The organism is Bacillus sp. NMCC46 (genome assembly GCF_002998465.1).
Lineage (GTDB): Bacteria > Bacillota > Bacilli > Bacillales > Bacillaceae > Bacillus.
Genome location: NZ_PVQZ01000003.1, coordinates 106,776 through 119,759, shown reverse-complemented (window position 1 = coordinate 119,759; position 12,984 = coordinate 106,776). Strand labels below are relative to the sequence as shown.

Below are 12,984 nucleotides of genomic sequence, written 5' to 3'. Positions count from 1 at the left end.
CAAGTGACACCTGTCCCTTTTCTGCATGTTTGATAAAAGAACGTGCTATAATACTTAAAAATATTGAATAACACAGGAGATTACAGTGAAGTTCATCCAGACATTAATCTTAACTTTGTTGTGCGCATGCCTTGTTTATTTCGGCTTTATATACGTGACACAAATCGACCAAGTCAAGAAGGCAGCTTCACCACACGAAGCAGCCAAAGAAAAAGAAAACGATACGGCACTCGCAGCTGAAGAAACACGATCAACGAAAAAAACAGACAACACATATTCTTCTTTAAAAGGAAGTAAAAAAGCCATGGACGTCATCCTCTACAATCAAATGGATGCCCCAAAGCTTTATAATGGATGCGAAGTCACAAGCTTAGCGATGCTTCTTCATTACAGCGGTTATGAGCAAGTGACGAAAGACGCATTGGCAAATGAAATCAAACGTGTTCCGCTCAATTATGAAAATGGCTTAAAAGGAGACCCGCATGACGGGTTTGTAGGCGATATGGAGAATGGACCAGGTCTTGGTGTTTACCATGAACCTATTTATCAGCTTGCGAAAAAATATGCGGGCGCTCAAGTCGTCGACTTAAGCGGAAAACCTGTCAAAAAAGCCATCTATCAATCACTTGAAAAAGGGTATCCTGTTTGGGTGATTACCACATCCACCTTCGACAAAATAGATAACATCGAAACATGGAATACCCCGAATGGCAAAATAGATGTGAGCTTTAATATGCATAGCGTGGTCATCACGGGCTATGACAAGGAACATGTCTACCTAAATAACCCATACGGTGAAAAGAATCAAAAAGTCGATCGCGATCAGTTTGAGGATTCTTGGGAACAGATGGGCCGGCAGGCGATTATCATTAAAGCGTAGAACACCTTTCTCATTGAAAACATGAAAAAACATCCTCTAGCCGTATAGAGGATGTTTTTTCATGATGATCTTTCTAGTATTTCCTTCAGGCGGTCTTCAAGCTTTGCAGCTGTCATTACTCCTCCGCCTACAATGAAGTATTCAACCTTTTTTTAGTAAAAATGAGAGATAATTCGTTAGACTTCTCACTCATGGTTTTTAGCAGCAGTGAAACGACTTATTCTGCTTCAGATACAACGGTAAAACGTTCTCCAACATGGGCAGCCTGCTCAATTTCATCGACAAGGGCAATGGCGTAGTCGGCATAGCTCACATAGCTGTCACCTTTAGAATTGACAATCAGCTGGTCTTTCCCTTTCACATAAGAACCTGTGCGTTTGCCTGCTGGGTCAAAGAATGCAGCAGGGCTGAGGAAAGTCCATTTTAATCCTTCGGTCTGTTGAAGATCTTTTAGGTTTTCACCTTGCTGTGAAGCAGTCGCCACATACTCCTTTGGAAATTCTGGTGTATCAACAAGTCTTGTTGTTTGAGCCTCATCAACAAATAGACTGCCTGCTCCGCCCACAACGATTAAACGCGTATCCGATATCTCTTTCAAAATATCAATAAGCTTTTTCCCAGCCTCTACGTGAAGGTGCTCTTGTCCAGCAGGTGCACCAAATGCATTGACGATGACATCAAAGCCTTTGATGTCTTCTGCTTGTAAATGAAACACATCCTTCTCGATAACAGCTACGGATGAATTAGTCACCTTTTGTGCATCTCGAACGATGGCTGTCACTTCATGTCCTCTAGATTGAGCCTCTTTTACAATTTCCTGTCCTGCTTTACCTGTAGCGCCAATAATACCAATCTTCATATGAATTCCTCCTGTAAAATGATTTTATTTGATAAATAAAGGTGTAACAAGTATAGTTACAACAGAGGTAAAAAAAATTGAATAATCATCCAATTTTTTTGATTAACACCTGCGTTAGTTCACTTAATTTGATCTCAGCAAGCACTTGCTCCATCGCACTTTGAGCGCGGCACAAGATTAACTCAAGCACAGCCTGGATATTCGCACCGATCGGACAGTCAGGATTTGGGCTTTCATGGATTTGAAACAACTCTCCCTCATCCACCACTTCAACCGCTTTATACACATCCAGCAGCGTGATGTCGTCTTCACTGCGGTTCAGCTGAGAACCACCTTTGCCAAGACTCGTTGAGATTAGGCCTGCTTTTTTTAATTTACTCATAATGCGGCGGATGACCACTGGGTTTGTATTCACACTTCCCGCGATATCCTCCGATGTCTGTAATGATCCTTTTTCAAGTGATAGCAAGGCCAGAATATGGACAGCGACAGTGAATCTGCTGCTGATTTTCATGTTTTCTCACCTCTGTTGTAATCATTATAGTTACACCATAACATATTGTCAACAAAAAAGTCTGCCGAGCTACTCAGCAGACGTAGATTGACGTGCTTTCATTTCTTCTTTCGTATAAATCATGCGCATTGGATTTCCTCCAACAAATGAGCCTGCTGGAACATCCTTATGAACAAGTGTACCAGCCGATACGATCGCCCCATCCCCAATGGTTACACCAGGTAAAATGGTTGAATTAGCTCCAATTAAGACTTCGTCACCAATATAGACTTCCCCAAGTCTGTATTCTTTAATCAAATACTCATGGGACAAGATGGTCGTGTTATAGCCAATCACACTATTTCGACCGACCTTGATTTTCTCAGGAAACATGAGATCCACCATGACCATTAAGGCAAACGCCGTATCCTCGCCGACCTTCATACGAAGAAAGGTTCGGTATATCCAATTTTTCATTCCCATAAAAGGCGTGTACCGTGCTATTTGAATGAAAATAAAGTTTTTCACCACTTTGAAAAAGGAAACCGTCCGATAGACTTGTCGTAACGAATTGACCCCTTTTACAGGATAACGATCTGTTTTTCTCAACTCAATCAGCTCCAACAATCGCCAGGAGATCACTCATTTTCTTCAGCATGAAATCAGGGCGATGCTTTAAAAGGGCCTCTTCTCCCTTAATCGACCAAGCAACACCTGCTGTTTTTGTCCCTGCCGCTTGACCAGACAAAATATCGTGATAATTATCGCCGACCATCACCGCTTCATGTGGATCACTGCCAAGCTTGGATAATGCCAGCTGGACAGGTTCTGGATGCGGCTTCTCATTTTGGACATCATCGAGCGTCACAATCACCTCAAAGAATGGCTCTAAACCTGTCAGCTTCAAACCCATTAAAACCGTATCACGTATTTTTGTTGTGACTATCCCAAGTTTAAATCCTTGATCCTGCAGGACTTTCAATGTATCTAAAACAGTCTCATATTCAGTCACAAGCAGATCATGCTGTTGATGATTAAACGTTCGATACATCTGAATCATATCATCCGTTAGCTCAGGGTCCATCGCAGAGAATGTATCAAACAATGATGGACCAATGAAATGAAGGATCTCTTCACGGCTGTACTGACCAGGATAATAATGATCAAGCGTATGTTGAAATGAAGCAATAATTAATTCATTCGTATTGATTAATGTGCCATCTAAATCAAATAGCACGGTGTTAATAGTTGATTCGTTCATATGGCTTCCTTTCTAACAGCTGCAAGCTCCCGCTTCCGCCAAATATAGCTAATGGCAGCTGTTAATAAAATAGCAGATATCAGACGGATGACAAGAAGCGGCCACACAGGAATCCCAAGTGGAATAAATATCAGCGTATCTTCGACCACTGCATGGCAGGCAACAAGGAAAATAAAGGCAAGGGTTAAATCCTTTTTACTCACGCCGTCCTCTTCCACTGCCTTCATCATCACGCCGGCTCCGTATGCCAGACCGATGGTTAATCCAGCTACCATTGTCATCGACGTATTTTCTTTCATTCCAAGCATTCTCGTAAATGGAGACAGCCACTTAGACAGCGTATGGAGCCATCCTAAATCTCTCATGAATTGAATGATGATCATGAGAGGGATGACGATACAGGCGAGCTGGAGCACACCGAGTACGGCTTTTTGTAAAGCGACAAGGACAATCATGTACCAGCTGGAAGGCACATCAGCCGTCTGAGCTGCCGTCAGCAGTCCATATTGTGCCGGCTCCTGGCCTCCCTGCCAAACGAGATGAATGACAATAGCCGAAATAACAGCAAGGCTGATTCTGACCAGCAAAATGACAGACACTCTGAGTCCAACCTTTGCTGCCACTGTCGATTCGATGATCAGGTTATGGCAAAAGGACAGCATCACGGCCAAAATGAACACTTCCTTCACAGGAAGATCTAGTGTCAGAATGGCGGCTATGCCCGCATACAAGTTCAGCACATTTCCTAATACAAGCGGAATGGCCGCTTCTCCTGAAAGACCAAACAACCCCATAAATGGCCGTATGAATTGTATGATCCAATCCATAACAGGCGTATGCTGCAAGATACTGACGAGAATGGTAACCGGAAAGATGACTTTTCCAAGTGTCCAAGTTGTCGATAGCCCTGCTTTTAAGCCGTTTTTCCATGTCTCTCCCATCTCTTCTGATCCCCCCTGCTTAATTCGATGAGTTGTTCTCTTTATACGGAATCGATGCGTATCCTTTCATTCTTCTAAAGATCATCAGCAGAACAGCCACTGCAAAAATGGCAATCGAAATCATTTGAGCGATTCGTAGATGTTCTGTCAGCATCAAGCTGTCCGTTCTCATCCCTTCAATGAAGAAACGACCGATTGAATACCAGATTAAATAAGACAAGAAGATTTCGCCTCTGCGCAGCGATGTTCTGCGTAATAAAATCAAGATCACAACACCGGCAAGATTCCATAATGATTCGTATAAGAACGTTGGGTGATAATAGGTCCCATCAATATACATTTGATTAATGATAAACTCTGGCAGATGCAAATTCTCTAAAAAGGCTCTTGAAACCGCCTCACCATGCGCTTCCTGATTAATAAAGTTCCCCCAGCGACCAATCGCCTGCCCTAGTAAAATACTAGGTGCTGCTACATCGGCTATTTTCCAAAAGGATACCTTTTTCACTTTTGTAAAGACGATCGCTGTCAGCACAGCACCTATCAGCCCGCCGTGAATAGCAATTCCGCCATTCCAAATCTTAATGATTTCATTTGGATGCTGCTGATAGTAATCCCATTCGAAGGATACATAATAAATTCGTGCACTAATAATGGCTATTGGAATGGCAAATAAGATTAAGTCAATAAACGTATCTTTATTGATTCCTCTCTTCTCACATTCTCTCAGTGCAAGCCAGAGTCCCAGCAAGGCTCCGACCCCAATGATCACACCATACCAATGAACCGAAAGAGGTCCGAGCTGAAAAGCAATCGGATCAATTGGCTGAATCGCTTCGTTCATATAGACAACTCCTATTCATCCTGGCCATTGTCTTCAATGACATCGGCAAGTTTACTTGTAAATTGTTCCGCCGCATTATGTCCCATGCGTTTTAACCTGAAGTTCATCGCAGCCACCTCAATGATGACCGCTAAGTTTCTTCCTGGCCGGACAGGGATGGTCAGCTTCGGTACATCTGTATCGATGATTCGCATTTTTTCTTCTTCAAGTCCTAAACGATCGTACTGTTTGCCTTGTTCCCAAAGCTCAAGGTTCATTACAATCGTAATTCTCTTATAGCTTCTGACAGCACCGGCTCCAAATAAGGTCATCACATTAATGATGCCTAATCCACGGATTTCTAAAAGATGTTCAATCAGCTCTGGTGCGCTTCCAACTAACGTATCCTGATCCTCTTGACGGATTTCCACGCAATCGTCTGCGACCAGCCTGTGTCCCCTCTTCACTAGTTCTAAGGCTGTTTCACTTTTTCCTACTCCGCTTTTTCCAATTAACAATACACCTACACCATATACATCTACGAGCACGCCATGAATGGCGGTCGTTGGTGCAAGCTTACTTTCTAAAAAGTTGGTCAACCGACTCGAAAGTCTTGTCGTTTTTAGGCTTGATCGTAACACAGGGACGCCATTTTCATTTGAAGCTTCAATTAATTCCTTCGGCACTTCACGATCTCGTGACAAAATAATTGCAGGGGTAATATCTGTACAAAGAGACATCATTCTCTGCTTTCGTTCGCGTTCTGGGAGTTGTTCAAAAAAAGAAAGCTCTGTTTTCCCTAAAAGTTGAACTCTTTCTTTTGGGTAATATGTAAAATAACCAGCCATTTCAATACCTGGTCTGGAAAGATCACTGATTGTAATGGGACGATTAATCCCTTCTTCCCCACTTACCAGTTCAAGATGAAATTGTTCCATTATGTCCTTCGTACGAACTTTCGGCACGCTTCTTCCTCCTTTTATCACAGGCGATTCAGAAATACAGCTCTATTTTATCACTTTCAATCATGATCCCAAAACAGTATTTTATCCTGATCCTGTTTCATCTGTTTCACTGGTATAGACAACTATACTTAAAAAGGGTAAACTAAGTCAAAGACAATGACTAAAGGGGGCACAATCATGAGCAGCTCTTTATTGCTCTCCAATATTCATATTGTGACAAAGACTGAAATGATTGCAAACAGTTTTGTCGGTTTACGCGACGGCAAGATTGACTATATTTCAACATCACCACCGACAGGAAATTATGAAAAAGTATATATTTCCCGGGAAAACTTTTATTTACTTCCCGGAATGATTGATATTCACATCCATGGCGGATATGGAGCAGACATGATGGATGCGACATCAGAAGCCATGAATACACTCGCTAACAACTTACCATCAGAAGGAACGACAAGTTTTTTAGCAACAACCATCACTCAAAACCATCATGAGATAGAGCAAGCACTTAAAAATGTCTCTCAGTGGAAACATTATAATGAAGAACAAGCAGGAGTTCAGGCACAATGTTTAGGTATCCATCTTGAAGGTCCTTTTATTTCTAAAGATAAAGCAGGGGCACAGCCTGTTCAATGGATAAAGCAGCCCGATCTCCCTCTTTTTGAAAAATGGCTGGATGCTTCTCAACAGCTTATTCGAATTGTCACGTTTGCACCTGAGGAAGACCCTGACTTTGCTTTTCTTTCTCTGTTGCAAGAAAAAAACATCATTCCTTCTATTGGACATACGAATGCTCGTCATGACATGATTGAATTAGCAGCAAAGCATGGTGCACGCCATGTCACGCATCTTTATAATGCACTGAGTTCGTTTCAGCATCGTGAACCAAATGCTGTGGGGGCTGCTCTTACGAACGAGAATCTTCATACCGAGCTGATTACGGATGGAATACACTCCCATCCACTTTCCATTAAGCTTGCATATTTAGCAAAAGGAAGTGATCGTTTGATCATGATTACAGATTCGATGCGCGCAAAAGGACTCGGGAATGGGACGTACGAATTTGGCGGTCAAACAGTCACAGTCAGCGGCGAAAAAGCATTACTCTCAGATGGTACACTTGCAGGATCGATTCTGAGAATGAAAGATGGCGTCAAACGGATGAAACAGATTACACATTGTGAATGGACAGAGATAGCGAAGATGACCTCAACCAATGCAGCCATTCAGCTAGGACTTGACCAGCAGCTCGGTTCTATCGAAGTTGGAAAACAAGCAGACCTTGTGATTTGGGATGAGTCTGGCGAACTAATGATGACGATCTGCCGTGGACAAATCGTCTTTGAGAAAAAGGAGGCCAATCACTAATGAAGATCATCGAATTTGAAGATAAAGAACAATTAGGAAAAGAAGCAGCAGCCCTTATCGCACGCACAATCGCTTCTAAACCAGATGCAGTACTTGGCCTAGCAACGGGCGGTACACCTCTTGATACATATCAAGAGTTAATTCACCTTCATCAAGCACACCAATTGTCTTTCAAACAAACAAAAACAGTCAATTTAGATGAATATGCAGGACTTGATCCAGATCATGAAAATAGTTATATGACCTACATGAAACGTCATTTATTTGATCATATTGATCTCCCTCAGGATCAGTATTTCCTTCCAAATGGCGCTGCACCTGATTTAGAAAAAGAATGCTTAAGATATGATCAGCTCATTCAAGATATAGGCGGCATCGACCTTCAGCTTCTTGGAATCGGTCAAAATGGACATATCGGGTTTAACGAGCCCGGTACCCCGTTTAACTCAAAGACTCATGTCGTGCAACTAGATGAAAACACCCGGCAGGCCAATGCAAGATACTTTTCTTCTATTGATAAGGTGCCTACACATGCCATTACCATGGGCATTGCAAGCATTCTTTCAAGTAAAAAGATTCTCCTTCTTGCATCAGGAAAATCAAAAGCGAAAGTGATACAATATTTAGAACAGACTGAGATACATCCAGACTTCCCAGCATCTGCTCTGAAACTTCATGAAGATGTGACAATTTTGATTGATCGAGAAGCTGGTTCACTACGCTAAAGCTAAACACGAGAGGATTTTCACATGTTTATTGATAAGCAGTCACCTATTCCGATGTACCATCAGATTATGGAGAACTTGAAAAAACAGATTGAGGATAGAACATTAGCACCTGATACACTCATTCCTTCTGAAAGAGAATATGCCGAACGCTTTGGTATAAGTCGAATGACTGTCAGACAAGCCTTATCGAACCTTGTGAACGAAGGATATTTGTATCGACAAAAAGGAAAAGGCACCTTTGTTAGCCGAAAAAAATTTGAACAGCCGCTTCAAGGCTTAACAAGCTTTACAGAGGATATGCGCCAGCGTGGGCTTAAAGCTTCAAGCCAGCTCATTGACTTTAAAAAAACCGTATGTCCAGAGCACTTACTGCCTGTCTTACAACTGTCAAATAGCGATGCTATATTTGAACTCAAACGGATACGCCTTGCAAATGATGAACCGATGGCGATTGAAACGAGCTATATCCCTGAAGCATTTGCAGGAGATTTAACAAAGGAACATTTAACTGGCTCTATATATGAATATATAGAGACTCAAACAGGCCTTGCAATTGCTCATGCAAAACAAGAGCTTGAAGCGAATGTAGCTTCAAAGGAAGAAGCACACGTGCTGTCTATTTCAACAGGCGATCCCGTGCTCTCAATCGCAAGAACGACTTATTTTCAGAATGACATTCCATTTGAGTATGTTCTCTCCGTGTATAGAGGGGATCGTTACAAGCTCATTCATACAATGGAAAGATAAACAGTGCCCTCATAAAAGGAGGAGCACTGTTTTTTATTTCCTAAGAAATGTTGCTTCACGATCATCTTTTGTATGAATTTTCCATATAGGCGAAATTGCTTTTCCTTGAAAACGATCTTTTGCTACAGTGTACCAATAATAGTCTTCATTTGGCCTTAAGCCTTTCCACTCAAAGCTTGCTTTTTTGCCGCTTTTTACACCGCGTGCCTCTCCTATCAGGACATTTGTGTAGACATTAAGTTCAAAATAATTGGTTTTGACAGATTTCATTTTCGGCGTCAAATCCACATCAATTGAAAATTCATCCTGATCTCCATACGTTTTAGGATCATAGAAATGCTCTTGATTCATATAAGGTGAGTACGTCGTAAAATGAAGCTGGTTTTTTTCTTGATCGGCTGTTATCAGCCTCATAAACCCTTGTCCACCTTCAGGTCCTGACTGATAATCAGCGAGTATTTGATATACTTTCCGGTCTACTTTGCCATCCTGGTCATCGTCAAGCTCATCTACTTTCCTGCTTGCTCCGTGATAATGGCCGCTAAATACTGCCACAATATTGGGATGGCGTTTCACCACCTGATGGAAGATGAGGTCGCCAATCGGGCTGCGGTTGCCACTCACCAACAAATACTCATGGAAATTTAAAATGACGATGCGATCTGGATGCTCAGAAATCACACGGTTTAACCAATCAATTTCATCTTGCTTAATCCCCCAGCCCATGTATACCATCATATAATCATTGCCACCGGCAGAGATGAGATCATAATGACCTCGATTGTTTTGATAGGATTCACCATAGTAAGGTTTATTTGCAAAGCGTTTCTCCCCGAAATATTTCCCATATTCCGCATATAAGCCGTCCTTATGTCGAACATCATGATTTCCTGCTAAAACACCGTATGGAATCTGATGCTCATCTAACACACGCATAAACGTATCGGCACGATGCCATTGTTTATCCTTTGAATCATCCACAATGTCACCTGTATGGAACACATATTGAATGTTTAACTTCTCCCTCTGGTCTCGGATCCACTCGACCATTTGTTTAAAGATATGAGGATAGCTCTTTGCATAATATTGTGTGTCAGACATCCAAACCATCTTATATGGCTTTTGCGCTTTGCTGATTTCATCCTGTACAAGCAAATCAAACGTATGATTCTTCATGTACTGTCTTACTGATAGCAGTCCTTTCAGGTAAAATTCTTTTTGATCTTCAGCAAAATGATGAGTGATTTTATCCCACTTTTCTTGCTGATGATTCCATGCATACATGGTCACCTTTCTCCCTGACAATGAACTCCCTTTCCACATCGCTTCGACGACATCCTTTTCACGTACATCTTGATGAACCTTGATTTGAAAACGATGATAAGGAAAACGATGTAAATCCTTCGTTTCAACTGACTTACCATCAGCAAATGCAATGCGATTCCTTTCTTGATTAGAAAAGATCATTTCTCCTTTTTCGTTAAAGCTTTTTGGCGGTTCTGTCTCCGCTGCATATTTCAAAATCTTCATTGATGGATGCAGCGATGTATATTGATAGGCACGGTAAAAGGAGTAATCCAGCTTATCATTCGTTGGATCCTTGGTGAGCACAGTTTGCTTAGACGATTTCATTTTCGTCTTATCTGCTACTCGTTCTGGTGTCTCAGGGTGTTCATGTACCGTTTTGAATTCTTTTTTCAACGTCGACATGTTCCTTGCGGCATCTTTTGCTTTAATTGTCAACGTGTGCTCACCCGGGTTTAATTCGCTAGAGGACGTCTGATATGGCAAGGAAATTGGCTTGCCATCTACATATGCCTTCATCTCCTCTATGTCACTCCAACGATCCGTTACCTTTGCTTTTAACGTAAAGGCTCCTTTATATGGATCCTTTGTTTGAACGTTGGTCTTGATTTTCGGACCTGTGTTATCAACGTTCACATGTACAGATGCATGCTCGTCTGAGGTTTTGGCCTCAATCAAATGCGGCCCCTCTTTCAGCCTTCTTGTGTCCCACTTCATATAGGTTGAAACATAAGCTTCTTTTGGAATTTCAAATTGAAATGTTCTTACCTGTTTGGCGTTACCGCTGTCTCCCATTTTCCATTCTTTTTGCGGCTTTGCATTGATTGGAGGAATTTGTGTTCCATTCGACAGGATCATCCGGACGTTTTTTAATTCAAAATCATCGTGATTCTCTCCAGGCAGCCGATCTACTGGAGAAGACTTCGTTCCAGCATGGAAGGAGATCGTTTGGAGACCTGCTTTTTTCATCTCTGCTTCTGGTATTGGCATTGTATAGGTACGATACACTTTTGTCGAATCATCAAAAATAGAAAGTAAGTGCTTACCTATGGACACACCATTTTTAAAATATAAATTTGTCCCTTTGACATCAAATGCGATATATGGATCTGCTTCAAGGGCAGAAAATACTTGCTGATTCCGCTTTCCATCTATCAATAATTCAATGCTTTTTTTCCGATCAGACGTTGCCTTTAATGGAAATAATCCTGAAACCGTATCTCCTTCTTCTACATTGAATCGAAGACCGTGGGCTTTGCTAACCTGCTCCACATCAATCATTTTTTTCATCGTCATTGCTGTATTTTCGCCGTCTGACGCTTCAAGCTGATATTCCAATTGTTCTTTACCAATCAACTCAGGTGAGTAAATAATATGATGAAATAACCGGTCGTTATGATCTTTTTGAAGCAGTATTTCCTTGAAATCATCTTTCCGATTTGTTCGATAGCGAAGCTTGACGGTTTTGACGGCCTGATCATCCTGTACATCCGCTTTAATCTCTATGCTTTCAGTTGGTTTCACTGGTTTCCTCACTGTCATATCTTCAATCACAGGTTTATGGATATCTTGAGACATTTCTTTTTTCTCAGATGGAATTTGTGCTTTTAGCACTTTTCCAGGCGTAGGCTCTTCTTCAATTTTCGAGATCAGCTTCATTTGCGAAGTACCGTCCATTGGATATTTAAACAGCAAAGATTTATGCTCACTAAACCATGATGGCTTCAAACGAAATGCTGCTGAAGAAATCTCCTCCCCTATATTTGTTGTGATTGAAACAAGACGAGATTTAGAGTTGGACAGCCCTTTGCTCTCGATGACAGATACATGCTCTCCCTCTTTTAATTGACTTTTGTACATGGCATTGAAGTCCGCTACAGTTAAATGCTCCTGCCCTTTTTTCCTCAGCCAGAAAACATAAGGTTTTCCAGGTGAAATGGTGACTGGATTTGCGTGAAAGGAATACACATCATCCATTTCAGTTCCTTGTGCAGGATTGCGGTAGCGAAGTTGATAATGTTTAAGAGAGATTGGCTCATGTGTCGTGTTATACACCTCGATAAATTCAAATGCATCTTTGCCTTTGCGATTCTTTGAATTGACGACAATTTCCGTGATGACTAAGTCCGGAATGTGAGAAAGATCCTCTTCAAATCCATTTAAGTGTACAGATTGTTCTGCCGTTTTGATCACGGACTTTTGCGTAAGAAACTCTGTATAGTAACGAACGGTTGAATTCCATAATTGATCTGGCGGAATTTTCGCTGTAAATTCTGGCTTCATACCTGGTAACCGTTCCATTGGAAGCAAACGGTACCCCAGTTCATCACTTTGTTTATAGTACAAGTTCGCAGACAAAATTTGTTCCGGATCCGTAATAGACGCACGAAACTGGAGATCACGGCTTTTTTCCCCTAGAACTGGACGGACATCCACATGAAATCGATCAAAGATAAAAGGAGAAAAAGGCTTGTCCGGTATATTGACTTGTGTTTGAATAAAAGGCCCTGCTGAAGCAGGCTGATTGAAACAAAAAAGAATGATAAAAAAACATAAAAGCATGATTTGTCTGCTCACGTTCACCATCGTGCACCGCCTCCTTCGGATATTGTGT

The 12,984-nt window shown here is 41.6% G+C and carries 12 protein-coding genes; 4 read left to right on the top strand and 8 right to left on the bottom strand.

From position 1 onward, the window contains the following. The first annotated feature begins 85 nt into the window (after positions 1 to 85). Positions 86 to 880: a C39 family peptidase gene (locus C6Y01_RS10160; protein WP_034660087.1), complete on the top strand. Its 795-nt coding sequence runs from the start codon at positions 86 to 88 to the stop codon at positions 878 to 880. Between the two features lie 217 nt (positions 881 to 1,097). Here the strand turns inward: C6Y01_RS10160 and C6Y01_RS10150 are convergent, their stop codons facing one another. From C6Y01_RS10150 to hprK, 7 genes are all read right to left on the bottom strand, one after another. Then, on the bottom strand, positions 1,098 to 1,739 hold the full coding sequence (locus C6Y01_RS10150) for an NAD(P)-dependent oxidoreductase (protein WP_106038163.1): 642 nt from the start codon (positions 1,737 to 1,739) through the stop codon (positions 1,098 to 1,100). 85 nt (positions 1,740 to 1,824) lie between these two features. After that, complete coding sequence (locus C6Y01_RS10145) at positions 1,825 to 2,253, bottom strand: Rrf2 family transcriptional regulator (protein ID WP_003213266.1); 429 nt, start codon at positions 2,251 to 2,253, stop codon at positions 1,825 to 1,827. A 69-nt stretch (positions 2,254 to 2,322) separates the two neighbouring features. Further along, the gene (locus C6Y01_RS10140; RefSeq protein WP_034660089.1) at positions 2,323 to 2,841 is read right to left on the bottom strand and encodes an acyltransferase; all 519 of its coding nucleotides are present in this window, start codon (positions 2,839 to 2,841) and stop codon (positions 2,323 to 2,325) included. 1 nt (position 2,842) lies between these two features. After that, positions 2,843 to 3,493: a pyrophosphatase PpaX gene (gene ppaX / locus C6Y01_RS10135; protein WP_034660090.1), complete on the bottom strand. Its 651-nt coding sequence runs from the start codon at positions 3,491 to 3,493 to the stop codon at positions 2,843 to 2,845. Next, a complete protein-coding gene (locus C6Y01_RS10130) occupies positions 3,490 to 4,434 on the bottom strand; it encodes a nucleoside recognition domain-containing protein (protein WP_034660091.1) in 945 nt (314 codons plus the stop codon). Before C6Y01_RS10130 ends, ppaX begins: the two co-directional genes overlap by 4 nt. 19 nt (positions 4,435 to 4,453) lie before the next feature. Then, a complete protein-coding gene (gene lgt / locus C6Y01_RS10125; protein ID WP_095285749.1) occupies positions 4,454 to 5,278 on the bottom strand; it encodes a prolipoprotein diacylglyceryl transferase in 825 nt (274 codons plus the stop codon). An 11-nt stretch (positions 5,279 to 5,289) separates the two neighbouring features. Continuing rightward, the gene (gene hprK, locus C6Y01_RS10120; protein WP_003212943.1) at positions 5,290 to 6,222 is read right to left on the bottom strand and encodes an HPr(Ser) kinase/phosphatase; all 933 of its coding nucleotides are present in this window, start codon (positions 6,220 to 6,222) and stop codon (positions 5,290 to 5,292) included. Positions 6,223 to 6,399: 177 nt separating this feature from the next. Between hprK and nagA the strand changes: the two genes are divergently transcribed. The 3 genes from nagA to C6Y01_RS10105 are packed head-to-tail and all read left to right on the top strand — an operon-like array spanning position 6,400 to position 9,065. After that, the gene (gene nagA, locus C6Y01_RS10115) at positions 6,400 to 7,590 is read left to right on the top strand and encodes an N-acetylglucosamine-6-phosphate deacetylase (protein ID WP_034660095.1); all 1,191 of its coding nucleotides are present in this window, start codon (positions 6,400 to 6,402) and stop codon (positions 7,588 to 7,590) included. Beyond that, entirely contained in the window at positions 7,590 to 8,315 is a 726-nt protein-coding gene (gene nagB, locus C6Y01_RS10110; RefSeq protein WP_034660097.1) for a glucosamine-6-phosphate deaminase, read from the top strand. Before nagA ends, nagB begins: the two co-directional genes overlap by 1 nt. Before the next feature lie 24 nt (positions 8,316 to 8,339). Next, positions 8,340 to 9,065, top strand: a complete 726-nt coding sequence (locus tag C6Y01_RS10105) for a GntR family transcriptional regulator (protein ID WP_034660099.1) — start codon at positions 8,340 to 8,342, stop codon at positions 9,063 to 9,065. Positions 9,066 to 9,098: 33 nt separating this feature from the next. Here C6Y01_RS10105 and C6Y01_RS10100 read toward each other — a convergent pair whose 3' ends face one another. Next, positions 9,099 to 12,956, bottom strand: a complete 3,858-nt coding sequence (locus tag C6Y01_RS10100) for a lamin tail domain-containing metallophosphoesterase family protein (RefSeq protein WP_106038162.1) — start codon at positions 12,954 to 12,956, stop codon at positions 9,099 to 9,101. Between the last annotated feature and the right edge of the window lie 28 nt (positions 12,957 to 12,984).